General features: G+C 44.1%; 20 protein-coding genes, 1 pseudogene and 1 riboswitch. Of the genes and pseudogenes, 15 read left to right on the forward strand and 6 right to left on the reverse strand.

What is annotated here, in order from left to right; all coding sequences use genetic code 11:
- The first annotated feature begins 112 nt into the window (after positions 1-112).
- From ACH6C1_RS11855 to gdh, 6 genes are all read left to right on the forward strand, one after another.
- On the forward strand, positions 113-1,513 hold the full coding sequence (locus ACH6C1_RS11855; protein ID WP_374077324.1) for a cytochrome ubiquinol oxidase subunit I: 1,401 nt from the start codon (positions 113-115) through the stop codon (positions 1,511-1,513).
- On the forward strand, positions 1,500-2,516 hold the full coding sequence (gene cydB / locus ACH6C1_RS11860; protein ID WP_374077326.1) for a cytochrome d ubiquinol oxidase subunit II: 1,017 nt from the start codon (positions 1,500-1,502) through the stop codon (positions 2,514-2,516). Before ACH6C1_RS11855 ends, cydB begins: the two co-directional genes overlap by 14 nt.
- Positions 2,516-4,237 carry a thiol reductant ABC exporter subunit CydD gene (gene cydD / locus ACH6C1_RS11865; protein ID WP_374077328.1) on the forward strand — a complete coding sequence of 574 codons (1,722 nt, stop codon included), beginning with the start codon at positions 2,516-2,518 and terminating at the stop codon, positions 4,235-4,237. The genes cydB and cydD overlap by 1 nt, the downstream gene beginning before the upstream one ends.
- Positions 4,224-5,957, forward strand: coding sequence for a thiol reductant ABC exporter subunit CydC (gene cydC, locus ACH6C1_RS11870; RefSeq protein WP_374077330.1), 1,734 nt, complete (start codon positions 4,224-4,226; stop codon positions 5,955-5,957). The genes cydD and cydC overlap by 14 nt, the downstream gene beginning before the upstream one ends.
- Positions 5,958-6,051: 94 nt before the next feature.
- Entirely contained in the window at positions 6,052-6,912 is an 861-nt protein-coding gene (locus tag ACH6C1_RS11875) for a GRP family sugar transporter (protein ID WP_374077332.1), read from the forward strand.
- Between the two features lie 16 nt (positions 6,913-6,928).
- The gene (gene gdh / locus ACH6C1_RS11880) at positions 6,929-7,714 is read left to right on the forward strand and encodes a glucose 1-dehydrogenase (protein ID WP_374077334.1); all 786 of its coding nucleotides are present in this window, start codon (positions 6,929-6,931) and stop codon (positions 7,712-7,714) included.
- A 36-nt stretch (positions 7,715-7,750) separates the two neighbouring features.
- Here gdh and ACH6C1_RS11885 read toward each other — a convergent pair whose 3' ends face one another.
- From ACH6C1_RS11885 to murA, 3 genes are all read right to left on the reverse strand, one after another.
- Complete coding sequence (locus ACH6C1_RS11885; RefSeq protein ID WP_374077336.1) at positions 7,751-8,491, reverse strand: glucose 1-dehydrogenase; 741 nt, start codon at positions 8,489-8,491, stop codon at positions 7,751-7,753.
- Between the two features lie 5 nt (positions 8,492-8,496).
- Complete coding sequence (locus tag ACH6C1_RS11890; protein WP_374077338.1) at positions 8,497-9,003, reverse strand: metallophosphoesterase family protein; 507 nt, start codon at positions 9,001-9,003, stop codon at positions 8,497-8,499.
- Positions 9,004-9,095: 92 nt separating this feature from the next.
- Positions 9,096-10,376, reverse strand: coding sequence for a UDP-N-acetylglucosamine 1-carboxyvinyltransferase (gene murA / locus ACH6C1_RS11895; RefSeq protein WP_374077340.1), 1,281 nt, complete (start codon positions 10,374-10,376; stop codon positions 9,096-9,098).
- Between the two features lie 316 nt (positions 10,377-10,692).
- On the opposite strand from murA, the gene ACH6C1_RS11900 reads away from it, so the two are divergent.
- Positions 10,693-11,334, forward strand: a complete 642-nt coding sequence (locus ACH6C1_RS11900) for a TVP38/TMEM64 family protein (protein ID WP_374077342.1) — start codon at positions 10,693-10,695, stop codon at positions 11,332-11,334.
- A 425-nt stretch (positions 11,335-11,759) separates the two neighbouring features.
- On the opposite strand, the gene dat is transcribed toward ACH6C1_RS11900, so the two are convergent.
- On the reverse strand, positions 11,760-12,623 hold the full coding sequence (dat, locus tag ACH6C1_RS11905) for a D-amino-acid transaminase (RefSeq protein WP_374077344.1): 864 nt from the start codon (positions 12,621-12,623) through the stop codon (positions 11,760-11,762).
- A 273-nt stretch (positions 12,624-12,896) separates the two neighbouring features.
- Between dat and queG the strand changes: the two genes are divergently transcribed.
- Both queG and ACH6C1_RS11915 read left to right on the forward strand, forming a co-directional pair.
- Entirely contained in the window at positions 12,897-14,045 is a 1,149-nt protein-coding gene (gene queG, locus ACH6C1_RS11910) for a tRNA epoxyqueuosine(34) reductase QueG (protein ID WP_374077800.1), read from the forward strand.
- Between the two features lie 178 nt (positions 14,046-14,223).
- Entirely contained in the window at positions 14,224-15,048 is an 825-nt protein-coding gene (locus tag ACH6C1_RS11915; protein WP_374077346.1) for a methyl-accepting chemotaxis protein, read from the forward strand.
- Positions 15,049-15,073: 25 nt separating this feature from the next.
- Here ACH6C1_RS11915 and nfsA read toward each other — a convergent pair whose 3' ends face one another.
- Complete coding sequence (gene nfsA / locus ACH6C1_RS11920; RefSeq protein WP_374077348.1) at positions 15,074-15,823, reverse strand: oxygen-insensitive NADPH nitroreductase; 750 nt, start codon at positions 15,821-15,823, stop codon at positions 15,074-15,076.
- Positions 15,824-16,068: 245 nt separating this feature from the next.
- On the opposite strand from nfsA, the gene ACH6C1_RS11925 reads away from it, so the two are divergent.
- The 5 genes and pseudogenes from ACH6C1_RS11925 to ACH6C1_RS11945 all read left to right on the forward strand — a co-directional run bounded on the left by ACH6C1_RS11925 (position 16,069) and on the right by ACH6C1_RS11945 (position 21,042).
- Positions 16,069-16,920 (forward strand): amidase domain-containing protein, encoded by an 852-nt coding sequence (locus ACH6C1_RS11925; RefSeq protein ID WP_374077350.1) that lies wholly within the window; start codon positions 16,069-16,071, stop codon positions 16,918-16,920.
- Positions 16,921-16,975: 55 nt separating this feature from the next.
- Positions 16,976-17,449 (forward strand): tRNA (cytidine(34)-2'-O)-methyltransferase, encoded by a 474-nt coding sequence (locus tag ACH6C1_RS11930; protein ID WP_374077352.1) that lies wholly within the window; start codon positions 16,976-16,978, stop codon positions 17,447-17,449.
- A gap of 162 nt (positions 17,450-17,611) precedes the next feature.
- A pseudogene (locus tag ACH6C1_RS11935) lies at positions 17,612-17,815 on the forward strand (helix-turn-helix domain-containing protein); the annotation flags it as partial.
- A 71-nt stretch (positions 17,816-17,886) separates the two neighbouring features.
- A riboswitch (cyclic di-GMP riboswitch) is annotated at positions 17,887-17,972 on the forward strand.
- 49 nt (positions 17,973-18,021) lie between these two features.
- Positions 18,022-19,050 carry an HD-GYP domain-containing protein gene (locus ACH6C1_RS11940; protein WP_374077354.1) on the forward strand — a complete coding sequence of 343 codons (1,029 nt, stop codon included), beginning with the start codon at positions 18,022-18,024 and terminating at the stop codon, positions 19,048-19,050.
- Positions 19,051-19,146: 96 nt separating this feature from the next.
- Complete coding sequence (locus ACH6C1_RS11945; protein ID WP_095223700.1) at positions 19,147-21,042, forward strand: PrkA family serine protein kinase; 1,896 nt, start codon at positions 19,147-19,149, stop codon at positions 21,040-21,042.
- 40 nt (positions 21,043-21,082) lie between these two features.
- Here the strand turns inward: ACH6C1_RS11945 and ACH6C1_RS11950 are convergent, their stop codons facing one another.
- Positions 21,083-21,853, reverse strand: a complete 771-nt coding sequence (locus tag ACH6C1_RS11950; RefSeq protein ID WP_366249200.1) for a sulfite exporter TauE/SafE family protein — start codon at positions 21,851-21,853, stop codon at positions 21,083-21,085.
- Positions 21,854-21,947: 94 nt separating this feature from the next.
- Between ACH6C1_RS11950 and ACH6C1_RS11955 the strand changes: the two genes are divergently transcribed.
- Positions 21,948-22,844, forward strand: coding sequence for a LysR family transcriptional regulator (locus ACH6C1_RS11955; protein ID WP_374077356.1), 897 nt, complete (start codon positions 21,948-21,950; stop codon positions 22,842-22,844).
- Positions 22,845-22,981 lie beyond the last annotated feature (137 nt).

A 22,981-nucleotide genomic window follows, 5' to 3' on the forward strand; every position in this document is an offset into this window, starting at 1 on the left:
CAATATTTCACAATCCCAAATAGGAAGACAGGAGTATACTAAATGTAACAGGACATTGTGACCAATTTCACATAGTTTCCGATAAAATTATGAAAAGAAAGAAGGCGGCAAAATGGATGTTGTAGAGCTTTCGCGTATCCAATTTGCATCAACGACGTTGTTCCACTTCCTATTCGTTCCGTTAAGTATAGGATTGGCATTCATCATTGCAATCATGGAAACATTGTATGTTGTCAAAAAAGACGATAAATATAAAAAAATGGCGAAGTTCTGGGGACATATATTCCTGATCAACTTCGCAGTCGGTGTTGTCACCGGTATATTACAGGAATTCCAATTCGGAATGAACTGGTCGGAATACTCCCGTTTTGTAGGGGATGTTTTCGGTGCACCGCTTGCTATTGAAGCGCTGCTGGCATTCTTCATGGAGTCCACTTTCCTTGGTCTGTGGATTTTCGGTTGGGATCGCTTGCCAAAATGGGTGCATGCATTATGTATTTGGCTTGTGTCCCTAGGTACGATTTTCTCTGCATTCTTCATTCTGTCTGCAAACTCATTCATGCAGCATCCAGTCGGAGAAGTATTGCAAAATGGCAGACTTGAGATGAATGACTTTCTGGCAATCATGACAAATGGTCAGCTTTGGGTCGAATTCCCGCATACAGTCTTCGGTTCGTTCGCGACTGGTGCATTATTCATCGTTGGTATTAGTGCCATTGCTCTATTGCGTAAGAAACATGTGGAATTCTATAAAGGTTCCTTTAAGGTTGCAATTGTTGTCGCTTTGATCAGTGGTATCGGTATCGCTTTATCCGGTCACGAGCAGGCATTATATCTTGTGGAAACTCAGCCAATGAAAATGGCTGCCAGTGAGGGTCTTTGGGAAGACAGTGCCGATCCTGCACCTTGGACAGTAATTGCCAATATCGATACCGAAGCGAAGGAAAATACGGGAGAACTTAAAATCCCTTATATGTTAAGTTTCTTATCTTATGGTACATTCAGCGGTTCAGTAGAAGGCATGAATTCCTTGCAGGAACGTTATACAGATCTATACGGACCTGGCAATTACATCCCGCCTGTCAAAACGACATTCTGGAGTTTCCGTGTCATGACGGTACTAGGCGGAGCAGTTCTAGCTCTATCCATCTGGGGTGCTTATCTTTATGCACGTAAAAAACTCGTTAATAGCAAATGGTATCTGCGCTTGATGATCGTTGCAATCAGCTTCCCGTTTATCGGCAACTCTGCTGGTTGGATCATGACTGAAATCGGTCGTCAGCCATGGGTTGTATTTGGATATATGAAAACAGAGGATGCGGTCAGTGCTGGTGTCACAGCTGGAGAAGTTCTTTTCTCCCTCATCACTTTCTCGGCCATGTACTTGATTCTGTTCGCGGTCATGATTACTTTGTTCGTCCGTGAAATCAAAAAAGGGCCGGAGCATGATGTGGAAGAAACAGAACCAATCGCAGACCCATTCACGAAGGAGGGTCAACATGCTTTCTCTTAATGAATTTTGGTTTATCCTTGTCGCTGTTTTGTTCGTTGGCTTCTTCTTCCTGGAAGGCTTCGACTTCGGCGTCGGGATTGCAAGTAAATTTGTAGCTAAAGATGATTTGGAAAAACGCGCTTTCATCAATTCGATCGGCCCATATTGGGATGCGAATGAAGTATGGCTCATCACAGCTATCGGAGCGATGTTCGCAGCTTTTCCGAACTGGTATGCGTCTATGCTAAGCGGTTTTTATCTTTGCTTCGCTTTCATTTTGTTCGGTCTGATCGGCCGCGGGGTGGCTTTCGAGTTCCGAGGCAAAGCGGAGCACCCGACGTGGCGCAAGACTTGGGATTGGGTGATTCTCTTCGGCAGTATCATTCCGCCGCTTGTTTTCGGTATCATGTTCACTGCGTTGATCCAAGGTGTACCGATTGACGAGAATATGCACATGCATGCTGGTGTGTCCGATGTCATCAATGTCTATACAGTTCTTGGCGGTGTGACGTTGACAATGCTTTGCGTATGGCATGGTCTTATCTTCGGAACACTACGTTTAATGGATACGTTACGTGAACGCTGCCGCAGTGCAGCAAAAAAATTGCTGCCAATCAACGCAATTTTATTGGTTGCATTCCTTGGAATGACATTCTTTAAGACAGATATGTTCAGTGTCCATGAAAATATTTTAGAGTATCTATTCATGGTCGGTATTCTTGTGTATATCGCATCTGGCTACTTCATCACACGAAAACGTGATGGCTGGGCATTCCTGATGTCTGGTTTAATCATGATCCTGTTGATTGCTTCTGTGTTCATTGGTCTATTCCCTCGGGTAATGATCAGTTCTATCAGTGAAGCTTACAGCTTGACTGTACAGTCAGCATCATCAGGAGATTATTCATTGAAAGTCATGACCTATATCAGTTTGGCATTGCTGCCATTCGTGTTAGGCTATCAAATTTGGAGCTACTACGTTTTCCGTAAACGTGTAGATCATAAGGAGCATATGGAATACTAATGGGCAGAAATTTAATGGCTTACAAGGGAATAAAAACGGTGCTGGTAGGGCTATCCGCATTGACGCTGCTGCAAGCTGTGGCCATTATCTTTCAAGCGAAATGGCTGGCGGAGGCCATCACGCACCTATTCCATGGGGAAATCTTCACTTCCCAAATCCCACTTATAGGCTGCTTTATAGCAGCCTTTCTTGCTAGGCAGCTTTTGCAGCTGATCATCAAAAAAATATGTTTCCGCTTCGCAGAAGCAACTGTTGAGGATATGCGGAAAGCATTTTTGGAAAGTGTATTCAAGCTTGGACCACGCTATACGAAACAGGAAGGAACCGGGAATCTGGTTACCTTTTTGCTGGAGGGAGCAGGTAAGCTCCGCGACTATCTGGAGCTGTTTTTGCCAAAGCTCGTTTCCAATATGATTACACCATGGCTTGTACTAGTTTATATCTGGCTGCATGATGGTATTTCGGCTGTCATTTTATTGGTTACCATTCCTATCTTGGTCGCTTTTATGATTTTGCTTGGCTTAGCCGCACAGAAGAAAATGGACAGTCAGTGGAAGGCTTATCGAATGCTTTCCAATCACTTTGTGGATTCTTTAAGAGGATTGGAAACGTTGAAATTCCTTGGTCGCAGCAAGGAGCACGGTGAGACGATCGAGAAAGTAAGCGGACAGTATCGCAAATCCACGTTAGGTACATTGCGGATTGCGTTTCTTTCCTCTTTTGCGCTGGATTTGTTCACGCAGCTTGCGATCGCTTTCGTCGCCGTGACACTTGGTCTGCGGTTGATTGATGGAACACTATTGCTGGAGCCAGCATTGATGATCCTCCTGCTTGCGCCAGAATATTTCCTTCCGATTCGTGAGGTGGGAAATGATTATCATGCTACGTTGGATGGTAAGGATGCTGGCGACCAGATGCTTGCTGTTATCAAGGTTGCCAAAGAGAAGCATAAAGGAAATCAAGCAGGTGCTTGGGGAGAAGACAGTGAGCTTGTTTTAAATGATGTGACTGTTATGTACGACAATGATCGTCCTGCTTTGTCTGACATAAAGCTAAGCATCAAAGGGAATCAGAAGGTCGGTTTAATTGGAGCAAGTGGTGCCGGTAAGTCAACATTCATTGATTTGCTGAGCGGGTTTATTGATCCCGTTTCCGGTCAAATGGAGCTGGACGGAAAGCCTGTGGACTTCTCAGCTGAAGCTTGGCAGAAACAAACAGCTTACATTCCGCAGCACCCATTCATATTCCAAGGCAGCATCAAGGACAACGTAAGATTTTATGCGCCGGAAGCTTCGGATGAACGAGTGGAAGAAGCGATTGGTCATGCTGGTCTCAGGGATGTTGTTGATAGGCTGCCTGAAGGATCCGACACCTTGATTGGGGAAGGAGCCCGTAACTTAAGCGGCGGTCAGGCACAGCGTGTTGTCTTGGCGAGGGCATTTTTGAGTGACCGTTCGATTGTCCTTTTGGATGAGCCTACAGCGCAGCTTGATATTGAAACGGAATATGAATTAAAAGAAGTCATCGAGGAGCTTGCTGCAGGTAAACTATTGTTCTTTGCATCGCATCGACTACATTGGATGCAGGAAATGGATCTAATTGTAGTCATGGATAACGGAAGAATAGCGGAGTGTGGCACGCATGAACAATTAATGGCAAACCGCGGCCAATATGTCCGCTTGCTGAAAGCACAAATGGGGGATAATCATGAAGCATCGTGACTGGATCATGCCATATGTTAAACAATATAAATATCGCATGCTGACCATTCTGCTGCTGAGTATGCTGACAGTAGGTTCAGCTGCAGCATTGATGTTCACATCTGGCTTTTTGATTTCTAAATCATCACTTCGGCCGGAAAATATCCTGCTCGTATACGTGCCGATTGTACTCGTTCGGGCATTTGGTCTTGGTCGCTCTGTATTTCGCTATTCCGAACGACTGGTGAGTCATGATTTCATTCTCCGCGTGCTGGCAAAGATGCGGACTAGGCTTTATCATCTGGTCGAGCCGAAGGCAGCTACGAGCAAGTCGATGAAAACGGGAGAAGTGCTCGGTATATTGGCGGAGGATATCGAAAGCTTGCAGGATTTGTATCTGCGTACGATTCTGCCGACTGCATCCGCTGTCCTTCTATATGTGATCAGTATTTGTGCACTCGGTTACTTTAGTATTGGATTCGCTTTACTTATGGCGATTTATTTCTTCGTGCTGGTTGTTGTGATGCCGATTTTCTCACTTTTGCATATGCGTGCTGCCAATCAGGCATACAAAAAGGATAAGGACCAGCTGTATCAATATGTAACAGATGGTTTCCTTGGTATACATGACTGGCTTTTGAGCGGGCAAAAACAGCATTTCTTCAGCCGCTTTTTCAAACGTCAGGAAACACAGGACAAAGCTGATAAACGGTCGAAGAACTGGTCATATTATCGTGAATTCATCGGGCAAATCGTTGTTGCTGCCATGCTGGTCACGATGCTTGCTTTCGGTGCCAGTCTGTTCACGGATGGAAGAATAGCAGATGTATTCATTGCTGCATTTGTACTTGTCATCATTCCGCTGTCCGAGGCGATTCTACCTGTTTCGAATGCTGTGGAAAAGTACCCACGGTATGAGGAATCATTGAATCGTGTCACCGAGCTGGAATCAGATCAGGACACAACCGTTGAGGCTGCAGCCTATGAAGGTTCTTTCGAAACTGTACAGCTGACTATGAATAGTGTGGATTTTGGATATGAAGAGCAGGGGAGTGTTATCAAAAACCTATCTCTCGAACTGACACAAGGTAAAAAGATTGCCATTATCGGTAAGAGTGGAGCGGGTAAATCAACATTGCTCAAGCTTTTGCAAGGGATGCTGTTACCAGATTCCGGGACTGTACAAATCAATGGATATGAAGCATCATCCATTCGTCCTGATATGACAAAACTTGTTTCTGTATTGAATCAAAATCCGTATCTTTTCTATACAAGTGTGGCGAATAACTTGCTTTTGGCAAATGAAACAGCAACCGAAGCAGAAGTGAAAGCTGTTATGAAACAAGTCAAACTGCATGATTTAGTAGCCAGTCAGCCAGAAGGCTATCAGACATCTATGCAAGAAACCGGGCAGCGCTTTTCTGGCGGAGAACGTCAGCGTATTGCGCTGGCACGGGTATTGCTGCAGGATACACCGATTGTCATGCTGGATGAGCCGACTGTGGGACTTGATCCGATCACTGAACGAGACCTGCTTGATACGATTTTCACTAGCCTGACGGGTAAGTCCTTGTTGTGGGTAACACATCATCTGGTCGGAATGGAACAGATGGATGAGATCATATTCATGGAAGAAGGGAAAATCAAAATGCGCGGAACACATGCACAATTGCTGCAGGAATCAGCACATTATCGCAAATTATACGAACTGGACCGGCCGACGGCATTCCAGCATGTGTGATCCAAAGCTTTAAAGCTTTGGATTTTTTTTATGCATAAATCGATAGAAAGCTCATCATACTACCGGTAAAGCAAAATTGAAATGGAGTGACGTGATGGATATCCTTCTTGCCGTCCTGCCTGCATTGTTCTGGGGCAGTATCGTGTTATTCAATGTCAAGCTTGGCGGGACCCCTTATCACCAAATCCTCGGTACGACTATCGGTGCATTGTTGCTCTCGATTGTACTGTATTTCTTCGTAAGGCCTGAATTGACTGGATTCATCTTCTTAATTGGGTTTTTATCTGGGGTGTTCTGGTCACTTGGTCAAACCTTCCAGTTAAAAAGCGTACATGCAATCGGTGTTTCCAGAACGATGCCGATTTCGACTGGTGCGCAGCTTGTTTCCACTTCCCTATTTGGAGTGATTGTTTTCGGTGAATGGAATACAGCAAGATCTGTCATTCTCGGAATTCTGGCATTATTGCTCATTATCATTGGTGCAATGCTCACTTCCAAACGTGCTAAAGGAGAAAAGACGGACGAGGCAAGCCGGGGAGCGTTCCGAAAAGGTCTGATTTTCATCACCATCTCAACAGTTGGCTACCTCGTATACGTTGTCATAGCCAGACTCTTCGGTGTTGATGGATGGACAGCTTTATTCCCGCAGGCTGTCGGCATGGTAGCAGGCGGAATCATCCTGACGGTGAAATACAGACCGTATGATTTTTACACCATAAAGAACATCATTCCAGGTTTGATATGGGCGACAGGAAATATGTTTTTGTTTATTTCACAGCCGCGTGTAGGCGTAGCGACTAGCTTTTCTTTATCTCAAATGGGAATCGTCATATCCACGCTTGGCGGTATTTTCATATTAGGAGAGAAAAAAACGAGGGGCCAGCTGATCAGTATCAGTATCGGTATCATCCTGATCGTTGTTGCCGGTTTCCTATTAGGCTATACAAAATCATAATGAAGGAGAGTTTCGTATGTATCCAAGTTTGCAAGGGAAAGTAGTCGTCATCACAGGTTCATCTACTGGTCTCGGGAGAGCTATGGCTTTGCGCTTTGGCCAAGAAGGTGCGAAAGTAGTCGTGAATTATTACAATAATGGCGAGAAAGCTGATGAGGTAGTCCAAGAAATCAAAAACAGCGGCAGTGATGCAGTAGCCATACAAGGAAATGTAATGGTGGAAGAGGACGTTAAAAAACTTGTTCAGACAGCCATCGATTCATTTGGTAAATTGGATATCATGATTAATAATGCTGGTGTCGAAAACCCGGTTCCTTCCCATGAATTGCCACTGAAGGATTGGGACCGAGTTATCGGAACGAATTTGACAGGTGCCTTCATAGGCTCGCGTGAAGCATTGAAGTATTTTGTTGAAAATGATGTAAAAGGAAATATCATCAATATGTCCAGTGTACATGAAATGATTCCTTGGCCATTGTTTGCACATTATGCTGCTAGTAAAGGCGGGGTAAAGCTCTTGACCGAAACATTGGCACTGGAATATGCTCCGAAACAAATTCGTGTGAACAATATCGGACCAGGCGCAATCAATACGCCAATCAATGCTGAGAAATTCGCAGATCCAAAGCAAAAAGCAGATGTAGAGAGCATGATTCCGATGGGTTATATCGGAAAGCCAGAAGAAATTGCAGCTGTTGCAGTGTGGCTTGCTTCTGATGAATCCAGCTACGTGACAGGTATAACATTATTTGCAGATGGCGGTATGACCAAGTATCCAAGCTTCCAGGCAGGAAGAGGCTGAACATTAAAAAGACAATGCCCCATGGGCATTGTCTTTTTAATGTTCATAAATCATTTTGCGTGTCATGCCGCCGTCTACAACAATATTTTCACCGTTGATGAAGTTATTTTCAGCTGATGTCAGGAATATGCATGCTCTGGCGATATCTGATGGTGTTCCGACACGTTTTGATGGGTGCTGATCATGATCGACAGGACGCAGACTATCATATTCCTTCGTTTCGATCCAGCCTGGGCTGATGCTGTTTACCGTAATGTAGTCATCCTGCAATGACATAGAAAGTGCATGCGTAAGAGCGACAATGCCGCCTTTAGTAGCAGCATATGCTTCCGTATCAGGTTCCGACATGGTTGCACGAGTCGATGCAATATTCACGATCGAGCCGCCTTTTCCGCTTTGTTTCATATATCCTGCAGCTTCTCTGCTGGCTAGGAAAGTGCCGCGCAAATTTGTATTGATGATGCTATCCCATTCTTCGACCTCTAGTTCAAACATATTCTTGAACGCACTGATACCAGCGTTGTTAATCAAAATATCAATTTGTCCAAAATGGTCAAAGGTTTGCTTCATAAAATCAGTCACGTCCTGGTGATTCCGAATGTCGGTCTGAAGGGCAAGTCCTTCTCCTGCCATTTCCTGTACAGTTTGTTCGGCAGCTGCATGATCCAGATCAACTGCAGCTACTTTTGCTCCTTTAGCGGCATACTGAAGAGCAACCGCCTTTCCGATTCCATTTCCTGCTCCAGTTACGACGACCACTTTGTCTGTAAAATCCATTACATTCATCCTTTCTTATCTTTGTAAAAAATATGTTTTAAAGACCATGTGCCATCTTCTTGAACAATCAATTCGCCGAATGAGAATTGCTCCTGCCGCCGTTTATCTGTTGGTGAGCCGGGATTGAAAAGAACAAGATCCGCTTCTTCCTTATGAATGGGAATATGTGAGTGGCCGAAGATAAGCAGATCAATATGTTCGTCTTCAAATGCTGCCTTCGCGCGCTGTTCAGTCGTTTTTCCTTTCCCGTGTCCATGTATTACCCCAACCTTCACTCCATGAAAGGTAAGGAGCTGTTTATTTGGTAATGTATCAATGAGCTCGGGATTGTCTATGTTTCCGGAAACAGCTGTAACTGGAGCGAAAGATGCAAGGGAATCAAGAACCCGGCTATCCTGAAGATCACCAGCATGGATGATATGGTCAGCCTGCTCCAGATGGGGGAGCAGTGCAGCTGGCCAAACCTTTGCCATACGCGGCATATGTGTGTCAGCTAAGATAGTGATTCGCATCTGCTTCCCTCCAATCAATCTCATAATACCCTAAAGCACGTCACAGCAATCATAAAAAAACCGCTCACCCCATCAAGGGGGAGCGGTCGATGTTATATTTGAGTCTGATGCTCAGGCTGATGCAGTGTGATATCTGCACCAAGCTGTGTGAACAGCCCGACGATATCCTCATAACCACGCTGAATATGTTTGACATCCGTGATTTTGGTTACGCCATCAGCTGCCAGGCCAGCCAAAATCAAGGAAGTACCAGCGCGAACGTCATGTGCTTTTACTGTTGCGCCCGTAAGCTTAGAAACACCATGAATCAGGATCTGATGATCAACCACTTCAATGTCAGCGCCAAGTTTCTTCAACTCCGCAACATGCCCATTACGGTTTGGATATACTTTGTCCAAAATCGTACTAGAGCCAGCTGCTAGAGTGAGCAGCGTAGTAAGCGGCTGCTGCAAATCAGTTGCGAGCTCCGGATACATGCCTGTCTGGATACGCGCACCTTGCAGCGCGGTTCCTGAAGCTGTCATCGAGTCATCGTCTTCTGTAATAGTCATACCTAGCTCGATCAGTTTGTTCGTACAGCTAGCCAAGTGCTCTGGAATGACATTTTTAACTGTAATCCGGCCATTCGTCACACCTGCAGCCATCAAAAATGCGCCAGCAATCAAACGATCCGGAATCACCGTGTGTTCAATACCCCCATGAAGGGACTCAACGCCGTCAATTGTGATCTTCTCTGTGCCGGCTCCTTTGATCTTTGCTCCCATCAAGTTCAGGAGATTCGCTAAATCAACCACTTCCGGATCTTTTGCAGCGTTGTGCAGCGTAGTGCGTCCTTCTGCTTTAGCTGCTGCCAGCATAGCGTTGATGGTAGCACCTGATGTAATGACATCAAATGTAATCTCCGCACCGGTCAATTTCTCGCTAGTTACTTCATAATACTGCTGCTTGAAATCGAATGTCGCTCCAAGTGCAGAAAGAGCCTTCACATGCTGATCAATCGGGCGTGATCCAAAATCATCTCCGCCTGGATATCCGATTTGCACGGTCTTTACCTTGTGCAGCAAAGCTCCGACAAAATAATATGATGCACGGAAATCTGAGGTTTTTGCTAAATCAAGCTTCCCGGATGTTATATGTTTGCCGGTAAGCTCATATGTGTTCTTCTCTTTTTCTTCCATATGCAAACCAATATCTTCGGCAAGCTCTTTTATCAATAAAATATCCCGGATAGCGGGAATATCATGAATTGTAATTGTCTCATCTGTCAAACAGCCTGCTACAACTAGTGCAAGCGCACTGTTTTTGGCACCCGGGATGGTAACTTCTCCGGTTAGCGGGCCGCTTTTTCTGACTTCAAACCATGCATTGTCCACTCTATTACGCTCCTTGTCTAATTACAGCTCTGAAAGTCAGAATCAAAGGAATAAAGAATAAAGGAATTACCCTAGCTTCTTTGTATTATCCAGTATTTCTGATAAGCCTTCAGCGCTTATTATCTGCTCTCATATGCACATAAATTTCATTTTACCATTAATCAGCCAAGAAGTAGATAGGGAATAAGTATTCCTGTATGCAGTTTTTACCTTTATCTTCGAACCCCTAGGGTAAGAGCTTCATATACTAGCGGTAACAGACTTTTGTGCTACAATAAAAAGGACTGGACTATACCAAAGGAAAGGCAGGCTCATCATGAAAGGAAAAAAGGTTGTCAAGGGCACGGCTATCGCGCTGCTTGTACTTTTTCTGTTTTGGTTCGTCCGGGAACATATTAAACTGTCACCTGAGGATATCCAAGGGTGGATTGTCTCATTTGGGATCGTTTCTCCATTAATCTACATGGGAATCTATGCGGTCAAACCCGTCATTTTTTTCCCTTCCTCTGTATTATCGATTGCAGGCGGTTTAGCGTTTGGCTTTGTTAAGGGTACCATCTTCATATTAATTGGTTCCGCGGGTGCTGCTATCGTCGCATATTTTCTAGCTCATTTTTTCTCCGAGCGGTTCGGGGATAAGGATTTAGGCGAAAGAGTGGAGAAAATCAAGCAGAAATTGCATGACGAAGGTTTCTTTTATGTATTGGTCATGCGGGTGCTGCCGGTTTTCAATTATGATTTGGTCAGTTATGTTGCCGGTCTGACACGTGTTAAATTCAAGCAATATATGGCCGCCAGTTTATTAGGCGTGCTTCCGGGGACGATGACCTATGCACTTGTCGGGTCAAGTATCGTATCCTTAAACTATACGTATCTAGCTATTATTCTATTGATTATATTGATTTGTGCTCTCATAGGCTTTTGGAAAAGAGACAAGATAAAGGAAATACTGACATAAGACAGCTGAGGCTGTCTTTTTTTATTTTAGGTGGAAAAAGTTTAGTTATTATAGTTGAAAGAATATTCCGAATTGTGGTGGTGTGTGCATGGAAGATCAAAAACAGTCACTACGACGCAGCATCCAGTACGTGAAGCAGGAAATTATCGGCCATGATGATGGTGCAAAGCAGCAGATGTAAGCTGACTCTTGCACCACTTAACCCGAATTGGAACGCCGTACAGCTTGTAGGCTATTGAGCATGATATCCGAGAGACAAAAAAACAGAGAGAGAGGCTGGGACATATTTTAGCCATATAAAAACCGAACTATTTTGCAAATCCTCCTAAGAAAAATTTGCATAAGTTCGGTCATTTGATTAGTTACCCATATTAGCGGAGTATTCGCTCAAGAATAACATTCGGTTTATGTCCCGGTCTCTTTCTTCATGCAAATGCTGTAGCTTGGATTCCGCTTTCTTTTTCATAGGCACGCTGCAGAGCGCGCGTTTTATCGCCTGGTGTCCCGTCACCAATTTGTTTACCCTCAATTTCAATGACTGGCATGATTTCACTTGTTGTACTGGTAATGAATACTTCATCTGCTTGGAGCAGCTGATCTGTTGTAAATGCTGTTTCCTTTACCTGCAATCCTGTGTTTGGTGCAAGAGCCAATACTCTGCTCCGCACGCAGCCATGCAGGATGTTTGTTGCAGCCGGGTGCGTGAAAAGGATGTCATCCTTTATGATGAATACATTAGAAGATGAGCCTTCGGTAACTTTGCCATCCTTGTGGAGAATAGCTTCAAAAGCTCCATTATCCTTGGCAGTTTGCTTGGCTAATATATTCGGCAGTAAATTCAGGCTTTTGATATAGCATAGATCCCATCTGATATCATCTGCCAAAATAGTGCGAACGCCTTTCTGAAGTAGAGAAAAAGGTCTTTCACTAGGTTCGATATAAGCATAGAAATTACTTGGTACATCCGGGAAGCTATGCTCACGGGGGGCAGAACCGCGAGTGATTTGCAAATAAAGCTTTGCGTCCGTTTGAACGTCATTCTTGTCTGTAAGCTGATGGAGGGAAGCAACCAATGCCTCTTTGGAAAACGGAACTTTCAGCCGAATCGCTTCAGCAGAACGATAAAGCCGTTCGATATGTTCCTCCAGCAAATCAAATGTTCCTTGATATATACGGATGACCTCGTAAACACCATCACCGAATTGCAGTCCACGTTCTTCAAAAGGATACAAAAGTGATTCTTTCGTGATTATCCCGTCTTGCGTCAACAAATAATCGTACAAGCTCATATCCATACCTCCCTCTTGTTAAAATCCAGTATAACAGAGGTGTAAAAGGAGGCGAGAAAAAAATTTGTCGAATTATGTTTAGAATGTTGCGTGCATGTAAAAACCTTGTTATACTACTTAACATACTATTTATAAACCGGGGTAATCATTTCGCTTTTCTCGCACTTGTTAACTACCCTTGAGCCAACGCAGTGTCTCGTTTTAAACGTAACGAGGCATTGCGTTTTTACTATGTATATTAGGAAATAATGATAAAAGAAAGGAGGCCGTATGATGGATACAGAACAGCTGAAGCAGGAGCTGATTGCCTACAGCAAGAAGATTGGTGTAGATAAAATAAAGTTTACAACAGCCGATGTCTTTCAGGAGCTGAAGGAAAGACTGAAACAGCAGCAGGAGAAAAATTATCAGTCAGGTTTTGAAAAGGGTACAATCGAGGAACGGACTGAACCGAAGAAGCTTATGCCTTCTGCTCAATCCATTATTGCAATTGCGCTCGCGTATCCTTCCAGATTGCCGAATGCACCAAAAAGTACGAAGGAAGAACCGCGCGGCTTGTTCTGTAGGGCCTCCTGGGGAATGGATTACCATGAAGTGCTGCGCGACCGGATGAATAAGCTGACTGCGTTTCTTGCGGAAAGGGTGGAAGGATTCACCTATCGTTCAATGGTTGATACAGGAGAGTTATCCGACCGAGCTGTAGCGGAGCGGGCAGGTATCGGTTTCAGTGCCAAAAACAGCTTTGTCATTACACCTGAATTCGGATCGTATGTGTATCTTGGAGAAGTAATTACCAACATTCCATTTTTACCGGATGAAGCTGTAGAAGATAGCTGCGGAACATGCACAAAATGTATTGATTCCTGTCCGACAGGCGCGCTTGTCCAAGGCGGCCAGCTGAATGCACAGCGCTGTATCGCCTATCTGACTCAGACGAAAGATTTCCTGCCAGATGAGTTTCGCTCTAAAATAGGAAATCGTATCTATGGCTGTGACACATGCCAGCTTGTTTGTCCAAAGAACAAAGGCATGGATTTCCACCTTCACGAAGAGATGGAGCCAGATCCAGAAGTCGTGAAACCGCTGCTGAAACCTTTACTCAAGATGTCGAATAAAGAGTTTAAGGCGAAATTTGGTCTGATCTCTGGTTCTTGGCGTGGTAAGAAGCCGATTCAGCGGAATGCAATACTTGCCATTGCGCATTATAAGACCACATCTGCTGTGCCGGATTTGATAGAACTGATGGAACAAGATCCACGACCTGTCATTCGCGGAACAGCTGCCTGGGCAATTGGTAAGATTGGGTTGCCGGAAGGCTTTGATGCAGTCAGAAAAGCTATGGACAAGGAGCAGGACGAACAAGTACTTGAAGAAATGCGCAAAGGACTGCAGTTTGAAGAGGAATATGCTGAGGCACACTGAAAAAGGAGCATGAATATATGCTCTTTTTTTATTTTCACGGTTTAGCAATTTAAAAAGCCGGGTATTTAATAACAAGATGGAATATATGGATATTTTTTTAGGCTTTGAATGGTATGAAATGCCTAAAACTATTGTCCTGATACTGTCGAATAAGTGTATAAGAAACGTAGGGATCAGAATGGAATTATTACATAGTTTAGTTGAGTCAGCAGAGGATCTGCAAAAAATGATCGGTACCGATACGATGATCGGAATTACAGATAGAGAAAAATTCTTAAGTTATCTGCCTACTACAAAGGTGGATTTTGGAATACATATAGGAAGTCCGATACCAGCCGGGGATAAAAACCTAGAAGCTGCATTAGCGGGTCGATATGGTTCGGTTTTATTACCTAAGGAAGTGTACGGTATTCCCCTGCACGCGAAGTCCTTTCCGATTCGGAGCGACAATAAAGAGGTTGTTGGCGCATTTGCAATTGCTATTCCACTGGATGCTCAAGAAAAAATGGAAGGTTACATTGGCAATCTGCGTCAAATAATTGATGGACTCCAGGATAAACTGCATACCGTTTCGGCTCATTCAGAAGAGCTTGCGGCCTCAAGCGAAGAGATTGCAGCACAATCTCAGGAATCCATGTTGCTGACAGAAACGACAGTTGGGTCAATAAGTGAGATTTCCCAAATCCAGCAGCAAACCAATATCCTGGGTTTGAATGCGTCGATTGAAGCAGCCCGAGCAGGGGAAGCTGGTGCAGGTTTTGCTGTAGTTGCAAGTGAAGTGAGGAAGCTGTCTTCCCAAACGACAGATGTTACGAAAAGTATGAGCGTCTCTCTGGAGAATATAAAAAATAATATTACTGCCCTATCCGGAAGTGTGGAGCAAATTCGAAATGCATCCGGCGAGCAAGCAGATTTAGTTAATGACTTCAGTCAGCTTATCGACCAATTGCATCTTTTAGGTGAAGATATGCAGTTATTTTTCAAATCAGTTACATCTTCATAAAATAAGGCCGCAGCAGCGGCCTATTTTAATGCTTTGCCCAACCCTTCTGCGTTATAAAATCTTTCATATATACACGTTTCGGGATTCGGAGCTTATCTGTAGCCTGCTCGGTCCAGGTTGTCTTCCGAGTGTTTTCAGTCCGATCCACGTAATATGACTGAATAGTACGGTCATATTCCTCCAGCTGGGCATTCAGCATGCCTTTATCCACATTATATCTATTTTCATGATATACACTTCCGAACGGCAGCCGTGGTTTCTTTTCATTTACTTTCTCCGGATAACCGACGGCAATCCCGAACAACGGCAATACATGTGCAGGTACGCCGAGGCTTGCAGAAACGCCTGCCAGATTATTTCGGAGCCCGCCTATGTAACAAATGCCCAATCCCATCGATTCTGCTGCAATGGCAAGATTTTGGGCGGCCAGTGAGGCATCGATAGTACCGATCAGCAAAGCTTCCGTGCCTTGAATTGTTTCGGAAATATCGGCTCGCAAATTTTTAGCCATTTCCTTATGGCGGTAGAAATCAGCACAAAAAACAAAGAAGTGGCCATTATTCACGACGTACTCCTGGCTGCCAGCATATGTGCTAAGCTCCTTTTTCACTAAAGGATCGCTCACACCAATAATCGAATACGCCTGGAGGAAACTCGACGTGGATGCTGCTTGAGCAGCGGAGACAAGCTCCTTTATCTGTTCCTCTGTAAGGCGCTCGGTCGTAAATGATCTTACTGATTTGTGGCTAAGGATGGTTTGCAAAACATCAGACATCGTATTCTCCCCCTTTTTTATAAGGATACACAAATTTGTCACATTTGTAACTAAAAATGTTTGCGCTTTCACAAATAGAATCAGTCAAGCTGATGAAGCATATACTGTCATGATTCTACATACATACAAGTGAGGTGGGAGCATGGAGACATTCATGACTATTTTATCCGTATTCGTAGTAGGAGGCTTGCTCCTCCTGCGGGGATATGCCATGTCATATCGAAGGAAGAACAGGAGGGATAGAGATGGGGAAGAGTGAACAGCTGGCGGATTATTGGATGCAGGAAGTCGACGGGAAGAAAGCTGGGAATTGGCTTGTAAACCGAATTGCTTTCCATGAAAAGGATGGGGCGAAGGTTGCCCAGATTCGAGGAGAAGGGACAATCCTGAGCGAAGAGCATGATGGGGAAGAGGATATCATTACCTACCGCTTATGTGCAACTTTTCTCGTGCATAAGCAGCATGCTACGTATCATGAAGAAGAAGTGCATACACATATAGCCCGTATGCGTGATGGGCAGATCATTCATAATGAGCGGGTAGAGGATGCTGTCCAGCCTCATGTCCAGGGACTTGTCGTTTATGAAAGCAATGATCAGGATTTTGACCGGCAATTCACCTACGACAGACGAGCGGCGGTTCAGTATGCCGAGCGATGGTGGAATGATTATAACCCTGCCTATAAGAAATTTGAAGTAGACTGTACAAATTACATTTCACAGTGCCTTCGGGCGGGCGGAGCACCAATGCGGGGAGAACCGGACCGGAATTCGGGATGGTGGTTCAATGGGGAAAATTGGAGCTATAGTTTCACAGTGGCGAATGCTTTGCGGTGGTATTTGAGCGGATCAAAACAAGGGTTACGAGGCAAGGAAGTAGCCGATGCAAGACTGCTGCGGCCTGGGGATGTGATTTGCTATGATTTTGAGGGCGATGGCAATTTCAACCATAATACGATAGTGGTAGCCCGGAATGCACAAGGAGAGCCTTTGGTCAATGCACACACCGCCAACAGCAGAATGCGTCATTGGGCTTACGTTGATTCACCGGCATATACAAAGAACGTTGTATATAAATTTTTCCAGATTGGGCTATGATCTCTGCTATGCTATACTGGTAAGGTTGAAAGTAGAAAAGCAGAGGTGAAAGTATATGCCAAGACATATCGTACTATTCCAGCCAGAAATTCCAGCTAATACAGGGAACATTGCTCGTACCTGCCTTGCGACAGATACGGCTTTGCATCTGATTCGTCCGCTTGGTTTCTCGACGGATGACAAAATGCTGAGAAGGTCAGGATTGGATTATTGGCATGACGTGGATATCCATTACTACGATAGTATAGAAGAGTTATATGAAAAATTTCCGGAAGGTGTCTTTTATTATATAGAGAACTTCGGTACCAAGTATTATTCAGATTATGATTTCAGTAACACAGATCAAGATCTGCTATTCGTTTTCGGACGGGAGTCGACTGGCATTCCAAAGGATTTGCTAGTAGGAAAAGAGGAGCTATGCCTTCGTATTCATATGACAGATAAAGTTCGATCTTTGAATCTGTCTAATACTGCTGCAATTATCATTTATGAAGCTCTTCGTCAGCAGGGCTTCGATGGGTTATCCTAAACTGCACCTTGTGTGCAGTTTATTTTTTATAGTTGTTTAGACATGGATAAAAGGGGGCAAATATAGTACTTTAACCTGTTTTATTTGGTAGCATTATACTAATGTCACTTATATCCGGTGGATTTACTGAGGTAACGAGGTATAATGGAGTGCATGAATAATATGAGAGATTACACGCTATTGCTTCGGACATTTGGGGATAAGCTTCGATATCTGAGAAAAAAACAGATGCTGACACAGGAGGAATTGGCTGGCATGGCGGGTTTTAATCGATCGTACTACTCCGATATTGAAAACGGCAAGCGAAATATTTCTTTTGTGGGCATCAGTAAGTTGGCAATAGCACTGAATGTGGAAATGGTGGACCTTCTGCCAACAAAAGAGGACTATTATAAGCTGCTTGATTTGTCAGCAGAATACAACCAGGAAACAATTACATACATATACGGCAGCACTGTTGAAAGGCAGTTACGCAAAACTTGAGGGGCTAAGGAATGAGATTCTATGCCAGCCAGTTGCGAAAATGGATTCTCAGGCTGCCAGATCTGGCAGCTTTTTTTTGAAAAAGGAGAATGAAATTGATCTTAAAACGTAAACGCATCCAAGATATACTACTAGGTGATTTTTTGGGCAGTGACATTGTCCTGGCAGACAAGACAAAACTGGATAAAGGGACAGTCATTACTGCAGCATTACTGGAACAGCTGAAGCATAACAGAGTACCGTCCGTCATCGTGGAAACAGCGGAAGAAGAGACTTCTGATCCATTTAGCAAGACAGATCGTCTTCAGCAGATGATTCTGCAGCTACAGGAGAAAGAAATGGATCATCAAGCAACATATAAACGAAGTATGGAAAAGCATTTTTACACAAATTTATCTTATATCGCTTTTGAATATCGCTATGGAAAATTGCTTTATGAGGAAGAAAGCATCCGTTTCTTGAAGGACCTATACATCAAAAGCCTGAAGACGATGGGAAGAAGCAGTCTTTGGCATATGCTTGAGCAAAGAGATCCGTACGCTTTCATCCATTCCATGGACGTTTTTGTGATCGGCACGATGCTCGCTTATCATATGAATGTCGTGCAGCTGGAACTTTGTGCAACAGGATATTTATTTCACGATATCGGCAAGCTTGATATACCTCGTGAAATTCTTGATAAAACAACGTCACTGACAAAAGAGGAATATGAGATTGTACAAACACATACGGTCAAAGGAGAGACACTCCTGCACCAGGCAGGTGAGCCTTTACTCGGCCGCTATGCGCGAAGTCATCACGAACGGCTGAATCGACAAGGCTATCCGGATGGTGCTTATTTGCCGGAACTAGGAGTGGATTTGCAAATATTAGCTGTCGTCGACACGTTTTCTGCTTTGACCCTTTCCCGCACTTATCGGGAAGTCCTTCCTGCAGCAGAAGCTATTCAGCTGATGCTGGAAATGTCGGAAGCATATCCAAAGAAAATAGTGAAGAAACTGGCCCAGCTGATGCATATATTCCCTAACGATAAAAAGACACTTCAGCTTGACGATGTCATGCTGGATAAATATACGAATGAGTCGTATATGGAAATAGGATGGAAGCAGAAGCCGTAAGCGTCGTTTATGGATTTGCTGGCATGATAGCCAAACCCTGGGCATACATTAAGGTAATCGCCTTTTGTTTAACAATGCCTGGGAGGTTAATGAATGATGAATATATTGGATAAGGTACAGCAGTATCGCCAGGAACAAGAGAAGCTCCACTGGGAAGGAACGCTCGCTGATTATCTGCGTTTGTTGAAAGACCGGCCTTATCTTGCTCAATCTGCACATTCCCGTGTATATAATATGATCAAGCATAAAGGCATTGAAGAAGAAGATGGTGTGAAAAACTATAGCTTCTTCAAGGATGCATTATTCGGTTTGGAAGAACCGCTTGAAAAGCTGGTAGAAGAATACTTCCATCCGGCAGCTCGGAGACTGGATGTACGCAAACGGATTCTCCTGCTCATGGGACCGGTAAGCGGAGGGAAATCCACGCTCGTCAGCCTGCTCAAACGAGGGCTGGAGGAATATACACTGACAGATGAGGGTGCAGTTTATGCCATAAAAGGCTGCCCGATGCATGAGGATCCGCTCCATCTTATTCCTGTTCATCTTCGCAAGGAATTCGAGGATGAATATGGTATCCGGATTGAGGGGAATCTTTCCCCATTAAACCTGATGCGTCTGGAAGAAGAGTATGATGGAAGAATAGAAGATGTCGTTGTTGAACGAATTTTCTTTTCCGAAGATAAACGATCAGGAATCGGTACATTCAGTCCTTCCGATCCAAAATCACAGGATATTGCCGACTTGACTGGTTCCATTGATTTCTCCACAATCGCGGAATATGGATCAGAATCGGATCCCAGGGCTTATCGCTTTGACGGAGAGCTCAACAAAGCTAATCGCGGCTTGATGGAATTTCAGGAAATGCTGAAATGCGACGAGAAGTTTCTTTGGCATTTGCTTTCATTGACGCAGGAAGGCAACTTCAAAGCCGGCCGCTTTGCGTTAATCAGTGCGGATGAGTTAATCGTGGCGCACACGAACGAATCAGAGTATCGTTCATTTATTTCCAATAAGAAGAATGAAGCATTGCATTCCCGGATGATCGTCATGCCGGTTCCTTATAATCTTAAGGTGGATGAAGAAGAGAAAATCTATCAGAAAATGATCTCGGAAAGTGATATTAAAGATGTCCATATCGCACCGCACACACTAAAGATTGCTGCGATGTTCACAATTCTTACGAGATTGAAAGAATCGAACCAAGGCGGTATCAGCTTGCTGAAGAAAATGCATCTTTATAATGGGAAGCAGCTGGAAGGATTCAGCGACGCAGATATCCAGGAACTGAAAAAAGAACACAGCGATGAAGGGATGAGCGGCATTGATCCGCGCTATGTGATCAACCGAATTTCCAGTACGATCATCAAAAAGGAAATGCGTTCGATCAGTGCATTGGATGTACTCCGTTCCTTGAAGGATGGGCTTAGCAGTCATGCATCCATATCGAAAGAAGACCGCGAACGTTACTTGAATTACATCGCAGTAGCACGTAAGGAATATGATGAAATTGCGAAGAAAGAAGTACAGAAAGCATTCGTCTATTCTTATGAAGAATCAGCTAAAACATTGATGGATAACTATCTGGATAATGTAGAAGCTTATTGTAATAAGACAAAACTGCATGATCCGCTGACAGGGGAGGAAATGCCTTCTGATGAAAAGCTGATGCGTTCCATCGAGGAGCAAATTGGGATTTCGGAGAATGCGAAGAAAGCTTTCCGTGAAGAAATCCTTATCCGAATCTCGGCGTATGCACGTAAAGGGAAAAAGTTCGACTATCAATCCCATGAACGGCTGAGGGAAGCAATCCAGAAAAAGCTGTTTGCTGATCTGAAGGATGTAGTAAAAATCACAACGTCCACAAAAACGCCAGATGAGCAGCAGCTGAAGAAAATGAATGAAGTAGTCGCAACATTGATCGATGAATATGATTATAATTCCACATCGGCAAACGACCTGCTCCGCTATGTAGGAAGTTTGCTGAATAGATAATAAATAAGCCGCCGGGATCCCGGCGGCTTATTTATGTGATTTATGCAGATAATAGTAAAAATCCTGCAAATATCGGAAGCAATACCATCGCTGTCTTCAAGTAGACAGGACGAACGCGTTTTGTGAATTTCGCTCCGACATAGGAACCGATCATCGTTCCTGCAACTACTTCAAGAAGTAATTTGATATCAAGGAAACCGAGCTGTGCATAGCCGACTCCGCCAGCCAAGGCGATTGGAATAATGATCATCATCGTTGTGCCTGCGGATTGCTGCGCGGACAGTCCGAGCAGGATAAGCAGTCCAATTTGGATGAATGGAGCAGAACCTATACCGAACAATCCGGATAGTGCACCTGTAATAATACCGAGCAATGCAGCGGAAATGAAATAAACAAGCTTGTTCTGGTAGATGAATGCACTTACTGTATTTTCTTTGTTGGAAGGTTTGCCCATCAGCAAAAGACGAATACATAGAACTACACCCGATAATACGAGCATTCCGGCTGTAAGATAATTCAGGATATCTTCCGGGATGATTCCGGAAAAATGAGAACTGATGAAGGCGCCAACTGCACCGAAAATACCAATGATCAAACCAGCCCGCAACGTGACATTTCCTTCCCGGTAGTGACTGACTGCACCCGAGAATGATGAAAACAGCATTGATGTAAGAGCAGTGCCTAACGCTACGTGAATCGGGAAACCGAACAGCACTGTCAGGATGCTGATGATGAACCCAGATCCCCCAGCACCGACAAAGCCGACGATTAGACCCGCGGCAATCATGATAAGGATAATTTCAATAGCCATACTAATTCCCTCATTTCTTGTTGTACTTTTAGTTAACCATACTGAAATAGTATTGTATAATGCATAAATAACATATAAAGCATGCAGGAAAGGTATGGGTCAGCTTATGGAATGGCAGCAGTTAGTTTATTTCAAGGAAGTAGCGGAGCGGGAGCACTATCTTCAGGCAGCAAAGGCTTTAGCCATCTCTCAGCCTGCCTTGAGCCGGTCGATTCAGAAGCTGGAGGAGCAACTGGGAGTCCAGCTTTTTGAGAAAAGGGGTCGAGGAATTGTTCGCAGCCTGTACGGGGAAGCTTTTTATATACATGCAGTCAAAATATTGGAAGAAATGGACAAGGCTGAAAAACACATACGGAAAATGAAGGATCCGCAGTATGGGGAAATTACGCTTGGATTTATGAGATCGCAGGGACTCCAGCATATCCCACGATTGTTGAAGCAGTATAAAGAGATATATCCTTCCGTCGAGTTCTCTCTGAATCAAGGCTCAACGGAAGAGCTGATCAACCAGTTAAGGGAAGGGAAGCTTGATTTATGTATCTGTAATATGGATCAAGGGGCAGAAGGGCTATCCTGGCGAAAGCTGTGGTCAGATCAGCTTTATGTATATGTATCTGATACACACCCGCTCGCAAATGAAGAGCAGCTGGGATTAAAGCAGATAGAAGACGAGCCCTTTCTGCTTATTCGCCCAGGCTACAGTGCCCGGGTGATGTTTGAACAAATAGTCGAAAAATATGGACTGGAACCGAAAGTGGCGTTCGAAAGTGAGGATATGATGACAATTCTGGGTTTTGTCGCGGCAGGACAGGGCATTGCCCTGCTTCCATCCTTGGAGGCACTTCATATGCATCATGTCAGAAGCATCCCGCTCATCGAACCGACAGAAAGGCAGATTGGTGTGGCTTGGCGCGAGGGAAGTGTACGATCTCCTGCAAGTGAGCATTTTATTGAACAGATTATCACGTACTCAACAAAATTTGGAGAATAAAGCGGCTTGATGTCGCTTTATTTTTTTCTGGTTAACACTTTAGCATATTTTGTCGAAGTATTATGGCAACAATTTACAATCTCTTCATTGATCCTTAATACATAAATTCTAGAATGAATGCGGGGAGACAATCCCGA

The organism is Terribacillus sp. JSM ZJ617 (assembly GCF_044383785.1).
Lineage (GTDB): Bacteria > Bacillota > Bacilli > Bacillales > Amphibacillaceae > Terribacillus.